The organism is Hymenobacter canadensis (genome assembly GCF_027359925.1).
In the GTDB taxonomy this organism is placed as follows: domain Bacteria; phylum Bacteroidota; class Bacteroidia; order Cytophagales; family Hymenobacteraceae; genus Hymenobacter; species Hymenobacter canadensis.
The window spans coordinates 921,602-944,115 of the sequence record NZ_CP114767.1 but is presented as its reverse complement, the minus strand read 5'-3'; the positions used below and the strand labels follow the sequence as shown (position 1 = coordinate 944,115).

At 62.9% G+C, this 22,514-nt stretch carries 22 protein-coding genes; 11 read left to right on the top strand and 11 right to left on the bottom strand.

Translation table 11 applies throughout. The features are described 5' to 3' along the window. Positions 1 to 124: 124 nt before the first annotated feature. Positions 125 to 1,528, top strand: a complete 1,404-nt coding sequence (locus O3303_RS04010) for an NAD-dependent succinate-semialdehyde dehydrogenase (protein WP_269560776.1) — start codon at positions 125 to 127, stop codon at positions 1,526 to 1,528. A 125-nt stretch (positions 1,529 to 1,653) separates the two neighbouring features. Here the strand turns inward: O3303_RS04010 and O3303_RS04005 are convergent, their stop codons facing one another. The 4 genes from O3303_RS04005 to O3303_RS03990 form a co-directional block, all read right to left on the bottom strand. Next, positions 1,654 to 2,421, bottom strand: coding sequence for a YdcF family protein (locus O3303_RS04005; RefSeq protein WP_269560775.1), 768 nt, complete (start codon positions 2,419 to 2,421; stop codon positions 1,654 to 1,656). A gap of 76 nt (positions 2,422 to 2,497) precedes the next feature. Further along, complete coding sequence (locus O3303_RS04000) at positions 2,498 to 3,022, bottom strand: GNAT family N-acetyltransferase (protein ID WP_269560774.1); 525 nt, start codon at positions 3,020 to 3,022, stop codon at positions 2,498 to 2,500. A gap of 247 nt (positions 3,023 to 3,269) precedes the next feature. Further along, positions 3,270 to 3,626 carry a thioredoxin family protein gene (locus O3303_RS03995; RefSeq protein ID WP_269560773.1) on the bottom strand — a complete coding sequence of 119 codons (357 nt, stop codon included), beginning with the start codon at positions 3,624 to 3,626 and terminating at the stop codon, positions 3,270 to 3,272. A 166-nt stretch (positions 3,627 to 3,792) separates the two neighbouring features. Next, the gene (locus tag O3303_RS03990; RefSeq protein WP_269560772.1) at positions 3,793 to 5,565 is read right to left on the bottom strand and encodes a DUF885 domain-containing protein; all 1,773 of its coding nucleotides are present in this window, start codon (positions 5,563 to 5,565) and stop codon (positions 3,793 to 3,795) included. A 297-nt stretch (positions 5,566 to 5,862) separates the two neighbouring features. Here O3303_RS03990 and O3303_RS03985 point away from each other — a divergent pair, with 297 nt between their 5' ends. Beyond that, entirely contained in the window at positions 5,863 to 6,366 is a 504-nt protein-coding gene (locus O3303_RS03985) for a hypothetical protein (RefSeq protein ID WP_269560771.1), read from the top strand. Positions 6,367 to 6,490: 124 nt separating this feature from the next. Here the strand turns inward: O3303_RS03985 and O3303_RS03980 are convergent, their stop codons facing one another. Beyond that, the gene (locus O3303_RS03980) at positions 6,491 to 6,907 is read right to left on the bottom strand and encodes a hypothetical protein (protein ID WP_269560770.1); all 417 of its coding nucleotides are present in this window, start codon (positions 6,905 to 6,907) and stop codon (positions 6,491 to 6,493) included. 202 nt (positions 6,908 to 7,109) lie between these two features. Here O3303_RS03980 and O3303_RS03975 point away from each other — a divergent pair, with 202 nt between their 5' ends. From O3303_RS03975 to O3303_RS03965, 3 genes are all read left to right on the top strand, one after another. After that, positions 7,110 to 8,540, top strand: coding sequence for a DNA/RNA non-specific endonuclease (locus O3303_RS03975; protein ID WP_269560769.1), 1,431 nt, complete (start codon positions 7,110 to 7,112; stop codon positions 8,538 to 8,540). A gap of 395 nt (positions 8,541 to 8,935) precedes the next feature. Next, the gene (locus tag O3303_RS03970; RefSeq protein ID WP_269560768.1) at positions 8,936 to 10,108 is read left to right on the top strand and encodes an MFS transporter; all 1,173 of its coding nucleotides are present in this window, start codon (positions 8,936 to 8,938) and stop codon (positions 10,106 to 10,108) included. A 103-nt stretch (positions 10,109 to 10,211) separates the two neighbouring features. Further along, positions 10,212 to 11,261 carry an AI-2E family transporter gene (locus tag O3303_RS03965; protein WP_269560767.1) on the top strand — a complete coding sequence of 350 codons (1,050 nt, stop codon included), beginning with the start codon at positions 10,212 to 10,214 and terminating at the stop codon, positions 11,259 to 11,261. A 3-nt stretch (positions 11,262 to 11,264) separates the two neighbouring features. Here O3303_RS03965 and O3303_RS03960 read toward each other — a convergent pair whose 3' ends face one another. The 6 genes from O3303_RS03960 to rsmA all read right to left on the bottom strand — a co-directional run bounded on the left by O3303_RS03960 (position 11,265) and on the right by rsmA (position 17,085). Further along, positions 11,265 to 12,911 carry a M28 family peptidase gene (locus O3303_RS03960; protein ID WP_269560766.1) on the bottom strand — a complete coding sequence of 549 codons (1,647 nt, stop codon included), beginning with the start codon at positions 12,909 to 12,911 and terminating at the stop codon, positions 11,265 to 11,267. A gap of 141 nt (positions 12,912 to 13,052) precedes the next feature. Beyond that, positions 13,053 to 13,946, bottom strand: a complete 894-nt coding sequence (locus O3303_RS21910; RefSeq protein WP_350356606.1) for a nuclease A inhibitor family protein — start codon at positions 13,944 to 13,946, stop codon at positions 13,053 to 13,055. A 159-nt stretch (positions 13,947 to 14,105) separates the two neighbouring features. Beyond that, positions 14,106 to 14,579: a transcription elongation factor GreA gene (gene greA / locus O3303_RS03945; protein ID WP_269560765.1), complete on the bottom strand. Its 474-nt coding sequence runs from the start codon at positions 14,577 to 14,579 to the stop codon at positions 14,106 to 14,108. A 186-nt stretch (positions 14,580 to 14,765) separates the two neighbouring features. Then, positions 14,766 to 15,707, bottom strand: a complete 942-nt coding sequence (locus O3303_RS03940; protein ID WP_269560764.1) for an NAD(P)-dependent oxidoreductase — start codon at positions 15,705 to 15,707, stop codon at positions 14,766 to 14,768. A gap of 159 nt (positions 15,708 to 15,866) precedes the next feature. Continuing rightward, positions 15,867 to 16,184 carry a hypothetical protein gene (locus O3303_RS03935; RefSeq protein WP_269560763.1) on the bottom strand — a complete coding sequence of 106 codons (318 nt, stop codon included), beginning with the start codon at positions 16,182 to 16,184 and terminating at the stop codon, positions 15,867 to 15,869. A gap of 112 nt (positions 16,185 to 16,296) precedes the next feature. Further along, positions 16,297 to 17,085 carry a 16S rRNA (adenine(1518)-N(6)/adenine(1519)-N(6))-dimethyltransferase RsmA gene (gene rsmA / locus O3303_RS03930; RefSeq protein WP_269560762.1) on the bottom strand — a complete coding sequence of 263 codons (789 nt, stop codon included), beginning with the start codon at positions 17,083 to 17,085 and terminating at the stop codon, positions 16,297 to 16,299. Positions 17,086 to 17,340: 255 nt separating this feature from the next. Here rsmA and O3303_RS03925 point away from each other — a divergent pair, with 255 nt between their 5' ends. The 6 genes from O3303_RS03925 (at position 17,341) to plsX (ending at position 22,511) form a co-directional block, all read left to right on the top strand. Next, a complete protein-coding gene (locus tag O3303_RS03925; protein ID WP_269560761.1) occupies positions 17,341 to 18,789 on the top strand; it encodes a leucyl aminopeptidase family protein in 1,449 nt (482 codons plus the stop codon). A 149-nt stretch (positions 18,790 to 18,938) separates the two neighbouring features. Beyond that, a complete protein-coding gene (gene pdxA / locus O3303_RS03920) occupies positions 18,939 to 19,991 on the top strand; it encodes a 4-hydroxythreonine-4-phosphate dehydrogenase PdxA (protein WP_269560760.1) in 1,053 nt (350 codons plus the stop codon). Between the two features lie 178 nt (positions 19,992 to 20,169). Then, entirely contained in the window at positions 20,170 to 20,538 is a 369-nt protein-coding gene (locus tag O3303_RS03915; RefSeq protein WP_269560759.1) for a helix-turn-helix domain-containing protein, read from the top strand. 78 nt (positions 20,539 to 20,616) lie between these two features. After that, complete coding sequence (locus O3303_RS03910; RefSeq protein WP_269560758.1) at positions 20,617 to 21,159, top strand: YceD family protein; 543 nt, start codon at positions 20,617 to 20,619, stop codon at positions 21,157 to 21,159. Positions 21,160 to 21,212: 53 nt separating this feature from the next. Next, a complete protein-coding gene (gene rpmF, locus O3303_RS03905; RefSeq protein WP_269560757.1) occupies positions 21,213 to 21,440 on the top strand; it encodes a 50S ribosomal protein L32 in 228 nt (75 codons plus the stop codon). A 126-nt stretch (positions 21,441 to 21,566) separates the two neighbouring features. Beyond that, complete coding sequence (gene plsX / locus O3303_RS03900; RefSeq protein WP_269560756.1) at positions 21,567 to 22,511, top strand: phosphate acyltransferase PlsX; 945 nt, start codon at positions 21,567 to 21,569, stop codon at positions 22,509 to 22,511. The last annotated feature ends 3 nt before the right edge of the window (positions 22,512 to 22,514 follow it).

Sequence of the window (22,514 nt, the reverse complement as noted above, 5' to 3'; positions counted from 1 at the left end):
GGTAAATTTGCTATAGCTCCCGGCAACGGCATGACAACCCGCGTGCTACGGCTGCGTTTGCCTATAAGTTGTTCTGTGGCCGAGCCTTTCCGCCGGCCGGTTTCTCTCCCTACCCGCCCTTACCATGCCTATTGAGTCCCGCAACCCCTACACCGGCCGCGTAGAGCGCCGGTTCCGGGCTTTTTCCTGGTCGAAAACCGAGCGTATTCTCACCCAAAGCCACCGGGCTGCCGCCACCTGGCGCACCACCCCGTTTGCCGAGCGCACCCGCCTCATGCGCCGCGCCGCCGAGCTGCTGCGCGAGCGGCAGGACGAGCTGGCCCACCTCATGGCCGTGGAAATGGGCAAACCCATTGCCGATGGCCGCGCCGAAGCCGTGAAGTGTGCCCTCTGCTGCGACTACTATGCCGAGCACGCCGAGCAGTTCCTGGCCGACGATATTATCAAGACTGAAGCCCGGCGCAGCTTTATCAGTCACGAGCCCATTGGGGTGGTGCTGGCCATCATGCCCTGGAACTTCCCGTTCTGGCAGGTGGTGCGCTTCGCGGCCCCGGCCCTGATGGCCGGCAACGTGGGTTTGCTCAAGCACGCTTCCAACGTGCCACAGTGCGCGCTGGCGCTGGAAAAGATTTTTCATGATGCCGGCTTCCCTCCTGCCACGTTCCGCACGCTGCTCATCGGCTCCGACCTGATTGAGCCGCTCATTGCCGACGACCGGGTGCGGGCCGTGACGCTCACCGGCTCGGAAGCTGCCGGCGCCCAGGTGGCCGCTACGGCCGGGCGCTACATCAAAAAAACCGTGCTGGAGCTGGGTGGCTCCGACGCCTTCATCGTGCTGGCCGACGCCGATATTGAGGTGGCTGCCAAAACGGCCGCACAGGCGCGCATGATCAATGCCGGCCAGAGTTGCATTGCGGCCAAGCGCTTCATTGTGGAGAAGCCGGTCCTGAAGGAGTTTATCTCGAAGATGAAAACCCACCTGCTGGCCTTCCGGCCCGGCGACCCGCTCTCGGAGGGCACTCAGTACGGCCCCCTCGCCCGCCCCGACCTGGCTGACGAGCTGACTGAACAGGTGAACGACTCGATTAAGCAGGGCGCCAAAGTGGAGCTGCACGGCGGCCAGAGCCAGCCCGGCACGGCCCTGTTCCGCCCCATGATCCTGAGCAACATCCGGCCCGGCCAGCGCGCCTACGACGAGGAGCTATTCGGGCCGGTGGCGCTGGTGCTGGAAGCCAAAGACGCCGACGACGCCGTGCGCCTCGCCAACGACTCGCGCTTCGGCCTCGGCGGCTCCGTCTGGACGGCCGATGTGGAGCGGGGCGAGGCACTGGCCCGGCGTGTGGAAGCCGGCGCCGTGTTCGTCAACAGCCTCGTGAAGTCGGCCCCGGAAATGCCGTTCGGCGGCGTGAAGAAGTCGGGCTACGGCCGGGAGCTGTCGTATCTGGGCATCCGGGAGTTCGTGAACCAGAAGTCTATTTGGATAGCGAAATCTGAAAAACCGGCGGCTGGTAAGAAGAAGGTAGAGTAGAAGCCCGTCATGCTGAGCGGAGCGAAGCATCTCGCTAGTGTGGTAAATGATTCTACCACACTAGCGAGATGCTTCGCTCCGCTCAGCATGACGGGCTTACTTATTAACCTTGTCAGGCCGCCACCTCACGCGTAGCCCAGCACCTTATACACCACGTACCCGCTGATTTCGTGCAGCAGCAGACTCCAGCGGCTCAGGGCCTGCGGGTCGGGCATGAGCCAGTAGTCGGGCGTGGCGGCGCGGTCGGTGCTGTAGTAGCCGGCCGGGAAGGGCTGCGGGTGCAGGCCCACCTGCGCGAAGCAGCCCAGCGCCCGCCGCTGATGAAACGCCGACGTCACCAGAATGAGCGTGTCCAGCTCGGGCCGGGCCTGGGTGATGCGCCGCGTGAACAGGGCATTTTCGCGGGTGTTGCGGCTCTGGTCTTCTTTGATGATGACCGAATCGGGCACGCCGGCCAGGTGCAGCAGCGTGATGAGGTCGGCGGCCTCGGTGTGGGCCTTTTGTAGCATGGCGCCCGAGCCGCCCGACACCAGAATGTGGCGCACCCGCCCGGCCCGCCACAGCCACAGGGCATTGGTGAGGCGGTCGGCGCCTTCGTGCAGGTACACCCGGTCGTGCGGCGACTTGCTGACGCTGGTGATGCCCGTGAGCAGCACGGCCGCGTCGGCGCGGGGCGGCAGTTGGTGTAGGCGCACCGGGGGCAGCTCCCAGGCTAGCAGCGCCTCGTTGATCAGGCCGGGGTTGGTGAGCAGCAGCAGCAGCGCCAGCGTGGCCAGCAGCAGCTGGCGGCGGCGCGCCGTCTGCCGCACCAGCACCGCCGCCAGCAGCAGCAATACCAGCCACACGGCCGGCGACAACAGAAAATCGAGGAGCTTGGAAAGAATGAAAAACACTGCGGAAAGTTGAAAACCGGCTTCCGGGAGTAGCAGCCAGGCCAAGCAAAGGTAGCCTCAACTCTCAGTCTGCGTTTCAGCCCCCCATACTCTGCCACTCTGCTTTCAGCACCGACATGATGATCTTGTCGTGAAACAGGCCGTTTCTTTTACACGCCTCCCGCATCCGGCCCTCTTCCACAAAGCCAGCTTTGGCATACGCCTTCAGGCCGCCAACGTTGGTTTCCGAAACCGTGAGCATGATCCGGTTGAGCTGATAGGTTGCAAAGCCAACGGCCAGTACCTGCCGGGTTACGGCGGTGCCCACGCCCTGGCCCCAGCAGGCTTTCTGCCCGATGAGAATGAAATACTCGGCCGACTGATTGGTCCCGGAGATGCCCGACAGCCCGGCATAGCCAATCAGCTCGTTGGTATCGGGGAGGAAGATGCCCAGGTTAAGGCTTTTCTGGTCCTGTAGCGTAGCCGAATACCATTGGCTGATCTGCTCGTCGGTCTGCATGCGTTGGAAAGCCGACAACGAATACTCAATCACCTCCGGGTCACGAATCCAGCGGTAGAAGCTGGCCACGTGTTCCTGTTTGAGCGGGGCTAACGTTATCATAGAGTATCTGCTGCACGGGAGCCGGAGCCGTACGTATTGCCCGAACAACTTCTGCCGCTCCGGCTCGGCGGGCCGCAAGTTCAAAAAAAGCCCGCTGCTTTCGGTCAGGCCGAAAACAACGGGCTTTGCTATGCGCCCCAAAACGGCGCTGCAGCCTGCGGCCGCTACCGGAACAGCAGCAGCATGAATAGCAGCGAAACTACCAGGGCCACCAGCGCCCACACGTCTTTGTGCAAGCGCAGCCCACTCATGAGGTTTGAGGCATAAACTCTTTTAGGCGCTGCAACATACCCAGCACGGCGGCTTCCGTCGTCAGCATGTCGCACTCCAGCAGGCGCCCCTGGCAGTACGACACGAAGAACGGGGCTATTTTTTCCTGCATGATTTTTTTGGCGACTGGGTTTTCATCGGAGTTCAGCCGCACAAACAAGATAGTCTCAAATTCCTCGTCGTCCGAGAATTTCACAAACGGCGGGGCCAACTGCTCGCAGACATCACAGTTCTCTGATGTGAACTTGGCAAACACCTTGAGGTGCTCGTGCGTGAGCTGGCGCAACTGCTCATCGCTTACATCGTGTACCCGCTGTCGTTCAGCAACTTTCATACGGCAAGAAAAGTGTGCACTACTAGCAAGCAGCGCCATGATTTAGAGAAACCTAACTTCGAAGATACACCGCCACCGCCATACTTCCGGCAACGCCCACAAAAAAGCCGCCCCGGAAATTCCATTCCGGGGCGGCCTCCTCATAACCGGACAATCTGCCAGCGGCTTAGGCTTTCTTCAGCATCATGGCCCGGATGTAGCGCACCGGGGCGCTGCCGTAGCTGAGGAACTGCTCGTGGAAGGCTTTCAAGTCGAAGCCCGCGCCCTGCTCCTTCTTCAGCTCCTGGCGCAGGTCGTAGATTTCGGTGTAGCCGGTGAAGTAGGAGCTTAGCTGCACCTGGCTCAGGGTGGCGCGGCGCCACTTGTTGCGGGCCTCGGCCTCTTCCTGAAATCCGTCGCGGCGCAGCATGGCCACGGTGGCGGCCTCGGAGGCATTTTTCACGTGCACTTCGTGGTCGAGGATGGCGTTGAGCGTCACGCGCATGTTCCATTTGTCCCACATCAGCCACATTTCGTCGGTGTTGCCGCCGTAGCCGCTTTCCAGCATCATGCGCTCGGCGTACACGGCCCAGCCCTCCACCATGGCTCCGTTGCCGAAGATGGACTTGATGAGCGAGGGGCTGCGGTTGGCGTACACGAGCTGCGTATAGTGCCCCGGAATAGCCTCGTGGATGTTGAGGATTTGCAGCGTGTAGGTGTTGTACTCGCGCAGGTAGCTCTGGGCCTGGGCCTCGGGCTGGCCCGTGAGCGGCTCCACGTTGTAGTAAGTGTTGGCGGCCTTGTCGTAGGGGCCAGGGGCCGAAATGCTGGCGCCCGCGCCGCTGCCGCGCATATACAGCGGCGTTTCGCGCACCACCAGCGGCTTGCTGGGGTCCTGGGTGAGCAGCTTGTGGTCATCCACCCACTTCACCAGCGTGGGCATCTGGTCTTTCACGGCCTGCACGAAGCCGCCCGGCGTGGCGTGCTTCTCCGAGAGCTTGCCAATGACCTGCTGCACGGTAGCCAGCGAGTCGGTGGGCAGCGGCTGGCCCGGGAAATACTTCGGGTAGAGCCGGGTGGCCCGCGTCTTCATGTCGCGCAGCAGCTCCTGCTTGTGCGTGAGGGCCTTCTCGTATACCTGCCCGGCCGAGTACGTGCTCTGAATGTCGTAGCTGAACTTGCGGGCGAACAGGTCCTGGCCCAGCCGGAAGCTGCGGAACTTGCCGGCCGGCAGCACATCGGCTTTCAGGAACCGCAGGTAGCCCTCGATGCTCAGGCGCGTGGTAGCCAGCCGGTCGGCAAACTCCTGTTTCTCCCGCGCACTCAGCCCAGAGCGGGCCACGGAGTCTTCCAACGCTTTACCGAACACCTCCAGCCCGCCCTGGTTCTGCAGAATGGCCAGTTCGGTGTGCTCTTTGGTGGGGGTGCTGATGTTTTGCGCGGCGGCGGCGTAGTAGTCGGTGGCACGCGAGATTTTCAGGCTGATGGCCCGCAAGCGCCGGTCCAGCGGCCAGTAGCGGCCGTTGAGGATTTCGCCCACCGAGGCGCCCAGGTTGTAATTGGCTGGGTTCCACTGCCAGTCGCGCAGCGTGTCGGCGTAGAAGCCGCTGCTGCGCACGTAGTTCTGCATCAGGCGCCAGTCGGTCTGGTTGTTGACGCTCAGCTCCTCGGGCTTGAACGTGGCCAGCTCGGTGGCGCGGCGCCGCAGGGCCTTGGCCTCGGTGCGGCGGCGCCCCTCGTTGGGCACCACCAGCAGCGAGTCGTAGCGGTGGTAGCCGGCGCCGCTGGCCCACTCGGGGTTGTAGTACCACAGCGAGTCGATGAAGCGCGACTTGTAGCGCTCAAACGCCACGTCGGGCTGAGCATCGGCCTCGGCCGTTTTGCGCCCCGGCGAGTCGGAGCAGGCAGACAGGTAAGCAGCGGCCGCCAACGTGGCAGCCAGGAGTAGCGGGTGTTTCATGTAGTGAAGCGGTTGAAGCGGCAAGGTAGCGGGCAAGGACGGGGTTTGGTGCGGGGCGTTGCGCCAGCTACCGCCCCCCAAACTCCTCTCCCAAAACGAGGGACTCTGATTTTAGCTTTCTACTACTTTCTTAAATCTGGTTCCCCTCCCCTTTTCATGCTGAACTTCGAGCGGCGCAGGGGCTGGGGCATGAGGCGGCTACACCAAATTTTTAGTCTCCATTTTATGGCTATACTGCCGTCTCTGGCGCAGCGTTTGTTATTGCCGCGCGGCACCGGTTGCCCTTCTTTCCCTTGTATGAAACTCCTGCTTGCCTCTCTGCTCTGCCTGCTGCTCACCCTACCAGCCCGCGCCCAGTCCATTGCCCGCCTCGATGTCGCCAACGGCTTCCGGGGGCTCACCTTCGGGTCGCCGCTCACCGAGGCGCTGCACCTGAATCTGGTGCAGGACAAAGGCGACGTAAAAATCTATGAGCGCCTCGATGAGCAGTTGCGCGTCGGGAGCTTCACGGCGGCCCGCATCCACTACAAGTTCTTTCGGGGGCAGTTTGCGGCCGTCACCATCATCGTGAAGGGCGCCGCCGACGCCGGCAAGGTGCGCCCCACCTTCGAGTCTCTCTACGGGCCGGGCCGCCTCGAAGGCTTCAGCTGTAAGTGGCAGGGCGCGCTGGTGGCCCTCTCCTGCGCCTCCCTCTCCAGCGACCAGGCCATCCTGGCCATGAGCAGCCTGCCGCTGGCCGCCCAGATGCAGCAGGCCCAGGCCCCCACCAGCACCACCAAGCTCAAAGTCAAGCAGAAGTAGGAGGCGCCTGCTCCCCCGCGTGTAGCACGGACTTCAGCCCGTAGCCCGCACCGTTGCTCCTGCTTGCACAGATGCCCCCGCGCAGACGGGCTACGGACTAAAGTCCGTGCCACAGCCCCGCACCCTACTCCGGCGCGACCGAAGTGGTGTAGCGCACGGTACCGCCCAGCTGCTGCCCAATAGCCTCCAGCTCCCGCCATTGTGAATTGTCGCCGCCGCGGCGGCGTCCTCTGATGTTGATTTCAGGATTGCTATCATTTTGGCTAACCGAGTAGGTCCGCACCGTCAGCTTCTGCCCTTCCACCATACCACTCACGCGCACCGCCGAGTTGTCCACGCTTAGCGGGTACGTGGTCAGCGTCAGCAGCTCCGGGCTGCTGTGCTCGATGGCGTAGCCGCGCGCCACCAGCACCTGCGCCAGCCGCCGCCAGGCCACCGCCGGCGCATCGGTCAGCTCAATGACCATGGTATCGTGCTCTTTGGTAGCCGTGGCTTCCAAGACGGACCCGCGGGCCGGGGCCGGCACGGGGGCAGGAACCATACGGAGTTGTGCATATGTCAGCGAAGGGGCACCGGCCAGCAGTAGCAGACAGCATAGTTTTTTCAGCATCGGAAAGGAAATAAAAGGTTTAACGTAGTTTTCAGGCCGGTTTGCAGGGCGAAAATCCTGCCGCCAGCTCCGGCCCGGGCTCGTGTCAAACTTCGCGCCACTCCCTATCTTCCCACTGCCCTGTTTCGCTGTTATGCGCTTCTTTCCTCTGTTTCTGCTCCCGCTGCTGGCTTGCTCGCAGGCGCCCGTTGAGAATACCCGCCCGCCGCTGCCCGAAGGGCCGCCGGCCATCCCGGTGGAATCGGGCGGCCGGCAGGTGGCGCAGGCCGCCGCTTTCCCCGAAACCTTCGAGGCGGGCAGCAAAGGTGCCTACACGGCCGCCGCCGAGCCGCTGGGCACAGGACTGTGGTACTTTGAGGATGCCCTGATCGGCTCGTCGGAGCAGGACCACAAGCACGGCGAGCACGCTGCCCGCCTGCGCGGCAAGGGCCGGGTGCGGATGAATTTCGATGCTCCGGCCGGGGTGCGCACCATCCGGGTCAGCAGCGCGCTGTATGGGCAGGACGCCGCCGCCACCTGGGAGCTGTGGGGCAGCGTGGATGGCGGCCGCACGTTCCGCCGCATCGGGCAGCCGGTGCGGGTGCAGAGCCCGCGCCTGCTCAGCACCACCTTCCAGGCCGGCCCCACGCCCGCGCCACTGCGCCTGGAAATCCGCAAAACCGACGGCGGTGCCGGCCGCCTCAACATCGACGATATTGCCCTGGAAGCCGCCAACGGTGCGGCCATCAGCGGCGGCAGCGTGGCTACCGTGCCTTCGCCCACAGTTCCACAACCCGCCAACCCGAGCCAGGCCGTGGTGGTAGGCCGCGACGACAACATGGCACTGGGCAACCCCAGCGGCGCCACCGCCGACGCCAACAACCCCACCAACTACCTGCTCACCAAGCCTCAGTTCACCATCGGCTACAACGCCCAGCGCGGCACGCCCACCTGGGTGAGCTGGCACCTCAACCGCGCCTGGATGGGCGCGGCCCCGCGCCAGGACGACTTCCGCCCCGACCCGGCCCTGCCACGGCAGTTCTACGCCGTCACGCGCAACAGCTACTCCGGCTCCGGCTTCGATAAAGGCCACAACTGCCCCAGCGCCGACCGCACCACCGACCTCGACGACAACTCGGCCACGTTCCTGATGACCAACATGATTCCGCAGGCGGCCAACAACAACCAGCGCACCTGGGGCAACCTTGAGGAATGGACCCGCGCCCAGGTGCAGCGCGGCCAAGAAGTGTACGTGGTGATGGGTTGCTACGGCAAAGGCGGCACCGGCCTCAACGGCCTGAAAACCACCATAGACCAAGGCCGCGTGACGGTGCCGGCCCGGGTCTGGAAGCTGCTGGTGCTGCTGCCCGAAGGCGCCAACGACCTGCAGCGCATTGCCGCCGGCCAGGCCCGCATCCTCGCCATCGACACCCCCAATGACCAAGCCGTGAGCCCCGACTGGAGCCGCTACCGCGTGAGCGTGGACGCCCTGGAAGCCGCCACCGGCCTCGACCTGCTCAGCAAGCTTCCCCTGGAAGCCCAGACCCGCCTGCAGAAAACGGTGGACACGGGCCCGGTGCGGTAGAACTTCTTAATAGACCGTCATGCTGAGCTTGCCGAAGCATCTCTACCGAGGCTAATCAATTGGCACTACAACGAAGCAGCAGAGATGCTTAGGCAAGCTCAGCATGACGTTCATACACAGCACGGCTTTGCTTCCCACCTTGCTCCAGCTTTCATCCGGGAACCAATAGCGCCGTAAAGTGCTTTTCTGCCATCTTCCCCCTGATGGGCGGCGGGGCATTTCTGCGCTGCCTGCAACTTCCTGATTGAGTGGTATCTTTGTGGCGGCTGCGCCCTGGCGCAGCTGCCGCCCCTGTCCTCCCTCTCCCGCCCATCATACCCCGCCACAAGGGTGTAGTGGGCTTTTTTGTGGGCTATGGCGGCCCGGTTTTCCTGTTGGTTCTTCTGCCCGATTCTATGCTTACGCTTCGCCTTCCGCTGGTTGTTTCCCGCCCGCCCCGCCAGATTTACCGGGCGGCCGTCGGGGTGTTGTTTTTCCTGATGGGCCTCACGTTTGCCACCTGGGCCTCGCGCATTCCTACCATTCAGCAGCAGCTGGGTATTTCGGAAGCCCAGCTGGGGCTGCTGCTGCTGGCGGCGCCGGTGGGCTCGATGGCGTCGTTGCCGGTGGCGGGATGGCTGGTAGCGCGGCTGGGCAGCCGCCGGGTGGTGCTGGGCGGCATTGTGGGCTACGCGCTGGGACTCGTGGCGCTGGGGCTGGCGCAGTCGGTGCCGCTGCTTGTGGCGGGGCTGGTGCTGTTCGGCTTCGTATCCAACCTCTCCAACATTGCCGTGAACACCCAGGCTGTAGGCGTAGAGCAGCTGCACCGCAAGTCCATTATGGCGTCGTTTCACGGACTCTGGAGCCTAGCGGGCTTTGCCGGGGCGGCGCTGGGCACCCTTATGATTGGCCAGCGGGTGGCGCCGCTGCCGCACTTTGTGCTGGTGGCCGTGCTGGTGGTAGCGGGCGTAGCAGCCTGCAGCACCTCCATCCGCCCCCGCGACGCCAGCCTCGGCCCCGATGTGAAGGTGCCCCTGTTCGCGCTGCCCGACAAGTCGCTGCTGCTGCTGGGGGTGCTGGCGTTCTGCTCCATGATCTGCGAAGGTGCCATGTTCGACTGGAGCGGGGTGTATTTCCGCAAAGTGGTGCACGCCGATGCCGCCTGGGTGGGCGCCGGCTACACGGCCTTTATGTGCACCATGGCTGGTGGCCGCTTCATTGCCGACGGCTTTGCGCACCGATACGGACTGCGCCGCACCTTGCAGCTGAGCGGCCTGCTCACGGCCGCCGGGCTGCTGCTGTCAGTGGCGCTGCCGGCGCTGCCCACGGCTATTCTGGGCTTTCTGCTGGTGGGGTTCGGGGTGTCGTCGGTGGTGCCGCTGGTGTACGGGGCGGCGGGCCGCTCCACCACCATGCCGGCCAGCGTGGCGCTGGCGGCGGTTTCCACGGTCGGATTTCTGGGATTTCTGTTCGGGCCGCCGCTGATTGGTATTGTGGCGGGTTTCACCAGTCTGCGGGTGTCGTTTACCATCATTGCCGGCCTGGGGCTGTGCGTGGCCGTGCTGGCCAGCCGCATCAAAACCGAGTAGTCTGCCAACTGGCGCACCAGACCACTGTCATCCGGGAGCCACGGCTTCCGGATGACCGTTTTTTTATGGTATACTGTCCTGTTCACCGCCCATTCCCGCCGCCATGTCGCACTCCATCTATACTCCCCGGCAGCAATACGTGCTGCTGATTGTGTGCCTGCTGGTGCTAGCCGGGCTGGTGCTGTTCGGGTTGGGCAGCTATATCACCGGACTGTTTGGGGCGGGCATCCTATACGTGGTATTCCGGCCGTGGTGGGCGGCGCTGGTGCACCAGCGCCACTGGAACCGGCAGCTGGCCAGTGCCGGGCTGCTGACGTTTGCGCTAGTAGTCATCATTCTGCCCTTCACAGCCCTGATTCTGATGCTCGTCAACCGCCTGCAATTCTACGCCGTGCACACCGACACCACCCAGCTGATGGCGGTGCTGCACACGCTGGAACGCCGCATCGGCGTCAGCTTCACGGCCGACCAGAACGTGCAGACGCTCATCCGGCAGGGCCTGGGCTGGCTCAGCCAGCGGCTGCCTTCCCTGGCCAGCGGGCTGCTGCACTTCGCCATCGTCATCGGCCTGATGCTGTTCACGCTCTACTTCATGTTTGTGCAGGAAGAAAGGTTTCTGCACGGCCTGCGCCGCTACCTACCCTTCCGCGACGCAACGCTGCAGGAGCTGGGCGAGGCGCTCCGCAACAACGTGCACGCCAACGTGCTCGGCCAGGCCCTGATTTCGCTGGTGCAGGCCACCCTGACGGGGCTGCTGCTCTGGGTGTTTCAGGTACCTGACGCCCTGTTCTGGGGCATGGTGTCGTTTTTCATGGCCTTCATTCCGGTGCTGGGCACGCCACTGGTGTGGGGGCCGGCGGCGCTGGTCAAGCTGGCGCAGGGCCACACCGGACAGGGCGTGGGCATTCTGCTGATTGGGGTGGTGGTGGTGATGAACATCGACAACCTGCTGCGCATCGTACTGGCCCGCCGCATCGGCGACATTCACCCGCTCATCACGCTGGTGGGCGTGATTCTGGGGGTGGAGATTTTCGGCATCCTTGGCCTGGTGATCGGGCCGCTGCTGCTCTCCTATTTCATGGTGCTGATGCGGGTGTTTGAGCGCGAAAACCGCCTCCGCCCCGCCCCTGCCGACACGGCGGCCCAGCCGTAGCCGCTACTTGCCAAACCGTTCCCCGAAGAAGTTGCCCGGGTTCCAGGCAGGCCGCTGCGCGGAATTGGCCACCAGATAGCCCACCAGAAAGTTCAGCTGGGCGTAGGTTTTGCCGGCCTCGAAATCAAACTGACCGTTGATATCGTCCTGGGGCTTGTGGTACGTGACGGCGCGCCACTTCTGCACCTGCTCGCTGAGGTTGTTGCGGCCGTCGGCCGTTTTGTTGCCGTACTTGATGTGCAGCGCTGGAATGCCCTGCGTCACGAAGCTGTACTGGTCGGAGCGGATGAAGCGGTTCTGGGCCGGCTCAGGGTCGGCTTCCACCGTGAGGCCCAGCGTCCGCGCCGCCTCCGCCACCGGCGCGGCCAGCGTGGAGTTTTCGGCCCCTAGCGCCACCACCGACAGCAGCGGCGCAATGATGGTGGGCATATCGGTGTTGACGTTGGCCACCAGCTTTTCGCGGGGCACGGTGGGGTTGCGGGCAAAGTACGCCGAGCCCAGCAGGCCCAGCTCCTCCCCCGTCACCACCGTCAGCAGTACCGAGCGTTTCGGCCGCTGCTGTGGCTTCAGCTGCTGATACACGCCCGCAATTTCCAGCAGCGTCGCTACGCCGGTGGCGTTGTCGTGGGCGCCGTTGTAGATGGAGTCGCCGGCCACGGGGGCGCCCACGCCGAGGTGGTCGAGGTGAGCGGTGTGCACCACGTACTCCTGCCGCAGCTGCGGGTCGGCGCCTTCGATTTTGCCCACCACGTTGTAGCTGGTCACGTCCTGGTAGCGGCTGCGTTGGGTGGCGGCCAAGCGCGGCAGCAGCGCCACCGAAGCCGGTTTGCCGGCCCGCAGCGCAGCCATGGCCCGCGCGGTATCGGTGGCCGCCCCCGCAAACAGCCGCTGCAACGTGGCCGCGCTGATGGAGCCCGCCACCTGAATCTGCGGCTGGAAGCTGCGTGACACCGCCACTTTTCCATCGGGCCCCAGCACGCTCACGAGGCCTTTCGGCGGATCGGGCAGCTTCATCGTGGACTTGGGAGCGGCCAGCAGCACGCCCACGGCGCCGTGGCGGGCGGCGGTTTGCAGCACGGTCAGTAGGTCGGTGTTGTAGAGGCGCACGGCGTCGGGGAAGCGCGTGGGCTCCAGCCGCGTCAGCACCACCACCTTGCCTCGGGCATCGAGGCCGGCGTAGTCGTCATACCCCAGCTCTGGCGCGCTGATGCCGAAACCGGCAAACACCAGCCCGGCCTCCACGGTCGTTTCCGGCTGTACGGGGTTGGGGTACAGCGTGAAGTCAGTGCCATAGGCCAGCGTGCTAGCCGGGCCGGCCGGTATCAGGCGCAACGTGGCCCCCGCTTCCGTGATGGCGCGCCGCAGTTGCACAGTTTGCAGGAACGTGCCGTTTTCGCCGGCCGGCTGCACGCCGCGCTGCTGCAGCTGCGCCACCACGTAGTCGACAGCCATTTTGTAGCCCGGCGTGCCCGGCTGCCGCCCGCGCAGCTGGTCGTCGGCTAGGAACTGCACGTGGGCCTTGAACCCGGCCGGGCTGATGCTGCTCAGCGGTTTGCGAAGGGGTTTGGGCAGGTTTTTACCGGACTGGCTGTGGGCCGCGCTGCTTAGCAGAAGCAGCGCGCTCAGCACGGAGGCAGTTAGTGGCTTCATAATCATGCAATCAATTCACAAAAAAGTGGTGCCGCCCCGAAGGAGTGCGGCACCACAAAGTATCTGCATAGTAGGATTCCCCATTGGAGCATAGCTTGTGCGATGCCGGGTGGCTACGGACTGAAGTCCGTGCCACATTTCCTACGTTTCCGTCAGCACGGTTTTGAAGCCGGCCAGCTTGCCGCTTTCGGTGCGGCCGAGGGCGTAGGCCTGCACCTGCGGGCCGGTACCTACGCGGTACACTTTCACGTCCTGCAGCTCCTGCTTCAGGTACATCTGCAGCGCCTTGAAGCGGTTTGCCTGGGCCGGGTCGCCGAGCACGCCGTCGTCGGCGGTGTGGTTGCGCAGAAACAGGGTCAGCTCCTGGGTTTCCACTTTGCTGCCGGCTTCGGCCCCTACGGCCTGCAGCAGCGCCGCATCGGTCAGCGGGCCGGCCGGTGCGTCGTAGCTCACTGGCTCCAGCGCCGCATCCGACTCACTCAGGAACAGCAGCCCCTTCGTGAGCTGCTGCAGCTGCGCCGTGCTGCTGTCGGCCGGGGCGGCGTCCGCAGCGGAAGCAGCGGGCTCGTTGGCCGAGGCGGTTTCACGGCCGCCTTTGGTGTCCAGGGCGTCTAGTGAGGCGGTGCGGCTACCGGCGGCGGCGGGCACCTGCGCGGCAATGGCGGCGGCCAGCTCCTTCATCCGGTCTTCGGCCACCTTGATTTTGGGGTTGGCGAAGTTCATGTCCGCCACCTTGTTCATCGGAATCAGGTGAATGTGGGCGTGCGGCACTTCCAGCCCGATAACGGCCACCCCAATCCGCTTGCACGGCACGGCGGCCTGCACGCCCTTGGCCACACGCTGCGCAAACAGGTGCAGCGCCGCCAGCTCCTCGGCTGGCATATCAAAGATGTAGTCGATTTCGCGCTTCGGAATCACCAGCGTGTGGCCTTCCACCAGCGGCGTGATGTCGAGAAACGCCAGGTGCTGGTCGTCCTCGGCTACTTTATACGCGGGCAGCTCGCCCGACACAATACGCGAGAAAATGGAAGCCATTGGGGTGGTTGGTGATGAAGTGATGAGGTGATAGGTGGGCCAAAGTAAGGCAAAAAGCCAGACGGCGAAGCAAGGTGCTTCGCCGTCTGGCTTTCTACGGGTTGGTGGCGGGGCGGTTTATCTGTGACCTATAACCTGTCACGGTTCACCTCATCACCCTTAACGACTGATTTCCAGAATCTCGAACTGCAGCTTGCCGGCTGGAACAGTAATCTCGGCCTTGTCGCCGGCCGACTTGCCCAGCAGGCCTTTGCCGATAGGCGACTTCACGGAGATTTTGCCGGCCGCCAGATTGGCTTCCTCTTCGGCCACCAGGGTGTAGTCGAGCACCATATTATTTTTCAGGTTCTTGAGCTTCACCTTGCTCATGATGAGCACTTTGGTGAAATCAAGACCGGCTTCATCAAGGATGCGGGCGTTGCCAACCACTTCCTCAAGCTTGGATATTTTCAGTTCCAGCAGACCCTGAGCTTCCTTGGCGGCGTCATACTCCGCGTTTTCGCTCAGGTCGCCTTTGTCACGGGCTTCGCGCAGCGCTTCGGCAGCCTCAGAGCGGCCACGGATTTTGAGGTCCTGCAGGTCGTCTTTGAGTTTCTGAAGGCCTTCGGCGGTATAATAGTTGATGGTGGCCATGGGAAGGTGATGGTAAGCTAAAAAACAAGGAGAACGGCCGGCACTGCCGACCGTTCTCCAACACGGGTTCATGACAAATATACGAATCTATGGGGAATGATGCCAGCCGCCGGCCCCGGGACGGCGCAGCATGGTGGGCACAGCCGCAGGCTGACCTATTGTGCCAGAGCACGGTAGGCAGCCGGCTCAACGGCGCAGAAATGCCGCAATTTTGCCCGCCAGCACCTCATTGATCCGCTCGTAGCTCTGGTAGCTCCAGCCACCCACGTGCGGCGACAGCACCACCTGAGGCGCAGCCGCCAGGTACGCAAACCGGGCCTGCTGCTCGGCCGTCAGCGCCGTTAGCTTCTCGTTTTCCAGCACGTCGAGGGCCGCGCCGCGCACATGGCCGGTTTGCAGGCGCTGCACCAGCGCCGCATGGTCGAGCACCTCGCCGCGGGCCGTGTTGAGCAGCCAGATGGCATTGCGGAAACCCGCCAGCAGCTCCTCATTCACGAAGTGGTGGTTGGCTTTCGAATACGGAATGTGCAAGCTCAGCACCTCGGCCCGGTCCTGCAGCTCAGCTAGGCTCACCAAGGTGGCGTGGGCGTCGGGCAGCACGGCCGGGTCGTGGTCGTGGGCCAGCACCGTGCAGCCGAACGCCTGCAACCGCCGCGCAAAGGCCCGCCCCATGTGGCCGTAGCCAAGAAGCCCGATGGTCTTGCCCCCAATTTCCTCGCCCCGGTTGGCCTCGCGGCGCCATTGCCCGGCGCGCACCTCATGGTCGGCGCGGGCAATGTTGCGGAACAGCGCCAGCAGCAGCCCCACGGCGTACTCGCCCACCGCGTCGCGATTGCCTTCAGGGGCGTTGAGCAGCGTAACGCCCGCCGCCGTCAGCGCCGCCTCGTCGATGTTATCGACGCCGGCGCCGGCCCGGGCCACGTAGCGAAGCTGCGGGCCGTGGCCGAGCAGCTCGGCCGTTACGCGCAGCTTGGAGCGTACCATCAGGCCCTCGTAGGGGTGAGCGGCCAGGGCGGCGGGCACTTCGGCCACGCTCAGGTCGGGCCGGTAGTGCAGCGTCACCCCGATGGCATGCATCAGGTCGGGCAGGCTGGGGTGCATTTCGTCGATGACGAGGCAGAGAGACATATAGCTTGAACGGTTAGAAAGGGCCTACTTCGTGCAGCACAGTGTCGCCGGATAGCTGCTTCAGCGTCTGGTGTAACTCCTGCCTGGAATAAGGCCCGCATCATCAAAAGCAACTACAGGACAGCGGGGCTGGACATTTACGTTAATACAGATGATGAATTAGTGGCTTTCATCGGCAGGATATTTTCTACGCAAATATCGAATTGCAGCTACGCACACAGCTGACAGAATTGACGTTACCAGCCACGATTCCTTAATTTCTGCCTTCAATGTCCAACCGCTCCACTTACCGCAAGCCAACGCAAGCCAACCCATCAGCGCCAGGAAGACAGCCACAAAATCATACAGCACCATCTGAACCTTAGCTGCTGTTCGCTTCGCATTATCCGATAGATGTTGACTTAGCTTTTCGCTGATCAATGGCCCGAAAAAAGCGGAAAGGAGCATATACAGCCCGAGCCAGTACCTAGTTTTCATAGCGAGTCAGGATAACAGGTAGCAACCGGGCCGCAATAGCACGGTACCATCATGTCAGAAGCGAAACTGATTCAACATTGGCCGGCGGCGCCATTCTTCGCTGCAGTTTATATTAATCGACTTTGTTTCCCGCTACGTGCTGCGTCAGCCCCACGAAATCGGCGACGCTGAGCTGCTCGGCGCGCTTGTCGAAGATGGGGTCGGTGGTGGCTTCGGCGGGCATACCGAAGGGCTTGAGGGCGTTGCGGAGGGTTTTGCGGCGCGTGGAAAAGGCCTGCTTCACCACTTTAAAGAACAGCACCTCGTCGCAGTCCAGCTTTTTGGTGGTGTTGCGCGTGAGCCGGATTACGGCCGACTGCACCTTAGGCGGCGGGTTGAACACGTGCGGCGGCACCGTGAACAGGTACTCAATCGTATAGAACGCCTGCAGCAGCACGCTCAGGATGCCGTAGGTCTTCGAGCCCGGCCCTTCGGCCAGGCGGTCGGCCACTTCCTTCTGAATCATGCCCACACTCTCGCGCACCTGCTGGCGGTGGGCCAGAATCTGGAAGTAGATCTGGCTGCTGATGTTGTAGGGAAAGTTGCCGATGATGCTGATCGGCTGGTCCGGATACAACGTGGCCAGGTTCATCTTCAGGAAATCCTGGCTGTGGATGCGGCCTTCCAGCGCCGGAAAGTGCTTGCCCAGATACACCACCGACTCCCGGTCGATTTCCACCACCGACGTGCGGTACTCCGCATGCTGCAGCAGTGTGCCGGTCAGCACGCCCATCCCCGGCCCGATTTCCAGTACTTCCTGCACGCCGTCGGGCAGGCGCAGCGCCTCCACGATCTTGCGGGCAATATTGGAATCGGCCAGAAAATGCTGGCCCAGGTGTTTTTTGGCTTTAACGGAATCCATGCAGTCGGAAGGAATGAAGTGACAGGTGATGGGGCAATGAAATAGTGCGCAAACAGAGCGAGGGGTGAAACAGCGAAACCAGGATAACTGCGGAATCAAAACGCCGCCTGCTACCTGCTCCCGGTCATCACATCACCTCTACTTATAGCACTTCTACAAAAGGCCTACCTTCACGGCCGCAAAGGTACGGTCCCGCTTGCTGAATCCGGCGCTGGCGTGCTTTTCTGGTTTGTTCCGCTCTAATTCCCTGTTTCTATGTCGCTGCTCCTTCGTTACGCTGCCGATTTCTCCGCCTCGGCCGATACCGTGTTTATCCTGCCGGCTGGCACCACCGAACTGCCCGTAACGGCCGCCGCCGACCTCTCTGAGCCGGCCCGCCAGTACGTGGCCGCCGAGTTGGCCGCCGACAGCAAGCTGATCCGCATCAACCACTATGCCCACCACCACTACTACGTGGTAGCGGCCGACAAAAAGACGCCGGCCCTGGCGGCGGAGGCCCTGCGCAAAAGCGGCCACCAGCTGCACGCCCAGCTCAAGGCCGATAAGGTGCGGAACCTGTTCATTCAGGACCTGACCGACGGCGGCGCGCTACCGCTGGCCGAGGGCTTGGCCCTCACCGCCTATCAGTTTGAAGGCTACAAAACCGGCGAGAAATCCCGCCAGGCGGCCGCGCTGGAAAGCGTAACGCTGGTGGGCCCACACCTCAGCGACGAGCGGGTGCAGGAGCTGCAGCACGTGCTGGACGGCGTATTCCTGACCCGCGACCTGGTAAACGCGCCCCTCAACAAGCTCAACGCCCAGCAGTTTGCCGAGCGCATGGCCGAAGCCGGCGAAGAAGCCGGTTTCCACACCGAGATTCTGGATCTGGTGCGGATTGAGGCCCTGCGCATGGGCGGCCTGCTGGCCGTGAACCAGGGCAGCCCCGAGCCGCCCACGTTCACCATTATGGAATACAAGCCGGAAGGCGCTACCAATAAGAAGCCCTACGTGCTGGTCGGCAAAGGCGTGGTGTTTGATACCGGCGGCCTGAGCCTCAAGCCCACGCCCGCTAGCATGGACATGATGAAGTGCGACATGGCCGGCGGTGCCGCCGTGGTGGGCACGCTCTACGCCCTGGCCAAAAACCAGGTGCCGCTGCACGTTATCGGCCTGGTGCCCGCCACCGACAACCGCCCCGGCGGCCTCGCCTTCGCCCCCGGCGACGTGATTACCATGTACAGCGGCCTCACGGTGGAGGTGATGAACACCGACGCCGAAGGCCGCCTGCTGCTCGGCGACGCGCTGGCTTTCGCCAAGAAATACGACCCTGAGCTGGTGCTCGACTTCGCCACCCTCACCGGCTCAGCCGCCCGCGCTATCGGCAAGGAAGGCATCGTGTGCATGGGCACCGCCGACGAAGACACGCTCAGCGCCCTGAAAAAGGCCGGTAATGCCACCCACGAGCGTCTGGTGGAGTTTCCGCTCTGGGATGAGTACGCCGACCACATCAAGTCCGACATTGCCGACATCAACAACATCGGCAAGGCCGAAGCCGGCGCCATTTCGGCCGGCAAGTTCCTGGAGCGCTTCACCGACGGCTACCCCTGGGTGCACTTCGACATTGCCGCCCCCGCCTTCCTCACCGCCCCCGACTCCTACCGCGGCAAAGGCGGCACCGGCACCGCCGTGCGCCTCACGTATGAGTTTCTGAAAGGCAAGGCCTAAGAACGTCCTGTAAAAGGCCGTCATGCAGAGCGGAGCCGAAGGCGTAGTGAAGCATCTCGCTAGTATGGTAATCACTACACTAGCGAGATGCTTCGGCTGCGCCTCTGCATGACGTTCAAAGCCACCTCAATCCCCAAGCCCTAACTAACATGCTTCCACGCATTGGTATTTCCGTCGGCGACCTTGCCGGTATCGGCCCGGAAATCATCTATAAAACCTTCCTCGACCAGCGCCTGCTCAAGTTCTGCACGCCGGTCGTGTACGGCACCGCCACGGTGCTCTTCGACGACTTTCCGGTGCCTGCCGATGGTGAGCCGCTCACGTTCCGGCAGGTGCGCGAAGCCGCCGACATTGCGCCCGGCAAGCACAACGCCGTGACGTGCTGGGAAGACGATTTCCACCTCACGCCCGGCCAGCCCAGCGCTGCCAGCGGCGCGGCGGCCCGCCAGAGCCTGCTCGCCGCAGCCCGCGACCTGAAAGCCGGCCTGCTCGACGCCCTCGTCACGGCGCCCATCAGCAAGGAAAACACCCAGGCCGACGACTTTCGCTACCCCGGCCACACCGAGTTCCTGACGGCCTTCTTCGACACCAAGGAGAGCCTGATGCTGCTGGCCGCCGACGAGCTGCGCGTGGCCACCGCCACCGGGCACATCCCCCTCAAGGACGTGCCGGGCCGCGTGACCAAGGAGCTGCTGAACGCCAAGCTGCGCATTCTGCTTAAGTCGCTAAAGCAGGATTTCGGCATCGAAAAACCGCGTGTTGCCGTGCTGGGCCTCAACCCCCACGCCGGCGAAAACGGCCTGCTCGGCACCGAGGAGCGCGACGTAGTGACGCCCGTGGTGCAACAATTGCTGCACGATGGCCACCTCGTATATGGCCCCTACCCTGCTGATGGCTACTTCGGCACTGGCCAGTACCGCCAGTTCGACGCCACGCTGTCATTGTACCACGACCAGGGCCTGATTCCGTTCAAAACCCTGGCTTTTGAGCGGGGCGTAAACTTCACGGCCGGCCTGCCCGTCATCCGCACCTCCCCCGACCACGGCACCGCCTACGGCCTGGCCGGGCAGTTCAAGGCCGATGAAACGTCGTTCCGGGAGGCGCTGTATATGGCTTGTGAGTTGGTGCGCCAGCGCCAGCTGCTGGCCGGCATCAAGCCGCTGATACCCGGCCCGCCATTGCGCGGCGGCCGCCACGAATAAGCTTCCGCCGGCTTTCTGCCTGCTTAAAAGCCGCTTTCTGCCTGCGTGGCGAAGGCGGCTTTTTATTTCTTAACTGAAACATTCTTTTCAAAATCGAAATTTTGTTTGGCCTTTCGAAACATGCACCGTAGCTTTGCAGCACAGTCAGCCGGTACCCGGTTGACGTTCTGTTTTCTGCATGCTGCTTCTCACTCCGCCTGACTACCGTACTGCCCTGCGCCGCCTCGACGCGTTGGTAGCCGCCGGCGTGGAAGGCAACGCGGTGCTGGAAGCCGAGCTGCGGGAGCTGATTGCAGCCCTCGACACCTACGAAGGCAAGCTGGGCCTGCTGCCGATTCCGAACCTGCCGACTTCACTGGCTGAGATGATTGAGCTGAAGCGCCAGCAGATGCGGCTCAAGCAGAAGGATCTGGCGCAGCTACTGGAAGTGCCCGCCGGGCGCCTCTCCCAGATTCTCAGCGGCAAGCGGCGCGTTACCCTCGACCTGGCCAAGCGCCTCTACGAGCGGCTCGGCATTCCGCCGGATTTCATCCTGAAATACGCCTGACCGCCCGCCAAACACTGTTATCAGCTTTTACAAAACGGGGAAAACTTGTTACTTTTGCCCCCTGCTACTTACTAAATCGTGAAGAAGGACTCGCAATACGACCTCAATATTGCCAAGCTGGCCGACAAAACGCACCACTTTGCGTTTGAGCTCGACCGTGCCTTTTTCGAGCAGTTCGACCAGCAGCTCATTCCCGATGGCACGGTGCACGCCGACGTGACGCTGCACAAAACCGACCGCCTGCTGACCCTCGATTTCGACATCAAAGGCACCGTACGCCAAGTCTGCGACCGTAGCCTCGACGACTACGACCAGGAAATCGACACGCAGGAGCAGTTGCTCGTGCGCTATGGCGACCGGGAAGTGGAACTCGACGACAACGTGCTGCAGATTACGGCCGACACTCAGGTGCTCCCCCTAGCCCAGCACCTGTTCGACTACATCGGGCTGGCGCTGCCCATGAAGAAGCTGCACCCGCGCTTCCAGAACGAGCCCGACGAAGACCCCGACTCCGCCACCAAGCTCATCTTCACCACCCGCCAGGACGGCGACGCGGGCTCAGATGACGAAGGCGACGACGATATTGACCCGCGCTGGAATGCGCTGAAGAACCTCAACTAAGCTTCGGCTTCGTTTCATTTCCTGATTTCAACTTTTCTTTTTTTAACTGTACCATGGCTCATCCTAAACGGCGGACCTCGTCCGCAAAGCGCAACAAACGTCGTTCACACGATAAACTGACTCCGAAAGCTGTAACGCTGTGCGCTACCACCGGCGACCTGCACCTGCGCCACAAGGCCTACGTAGTTGACGGCGACCTGTACCTGCACGGCAAAGTAGCCATCAAGAACTACGCTCCGGTAGCTGCTCCGGCTGCTGCCTCCGACAACGACGAAGAATAGTCGCATCGCCGCTTTTCCCGCGGCTACGCCCCTGTTAGTGGCCCCGGCCTGTGCTTCTGAGCGCAGGACGGGGCCCAGGGGTTAGCGGTGGGTTTCTCTCCCAGACTCCTCTTTGATACTCCGTACATGAAGATAGCCCTGGACGCTATGGGGGGCGATTTTGCGCCCCAGGCAGCTGTTGACGGTGCTGTGCTGGCTGCGCAACAGTTGGCTGGCAAGGCACAGATTGTGCTAATCGGCCAGGAAGATGCTGTTCGCCCGTTGCTGGAAAAGCATGGTGCGGCCGCAGCTACGCTGGAGCTGGTACCGGCCTCGCAGATTATTGAAATGGGCGAGCATCCGGCCAAAGCCTACCAGCAGAAGCAGGACTCCAGCATCGCCGTCGGCTACCGCCTGCTGCACGAAGGCCAGATTGAGGCCTTCTGCTCGGCTGGCAACACGGGCGCTATGCTGGTGGGAGCCATGTTCAGCGTAAAGCCGGTTCCCGGCGTGATGCGCCCAGCCATTGCCAACTTTGTACCCAAGCTGCACGGCGGCCTGGGTATTCTGCTGGATGTGGGCGCCAACGCCGAGTGCAAGCCCGAAATGCTGGAGCAGTTTGGTGAACTGGGTTCCCTCTACGCGCACTACGTGCTAGGCATCGACAAGCCAAAAGTGGGCCTGATGAACCTGGGGGAAGAAGAAGGCAAAGGCACTTCCATCACCCAGGCCGCTCATCAGCTGCTGAAAGTGAATCCGCACCTCAACTTCATCGGCAATATCGAAGGCCGCGACCTGTTCAACGACAAGGCCGATGTCATCGTCTGCGACGGCTACACCGGCAACGTGATGCTGAAGATGGCCGAGTCCATCTACGAAATCATGGTGGACAAGAAGATGCAGCAGGATCCGTTCTTCGACAAATTTAACTACGAAGCCGTCGGTGGGTCGCCCATTCTGGGCATCAACGACAACTCCATTATCGGGCACGGGGTCAGCACGCCGCTGGCTATCTGTAACATGCTGCTGCAGGGCTACCAAATGGCCCATTCCGGTATTGCCGACCAGATAAAAAACACTTTCAAGTCCTAGCGA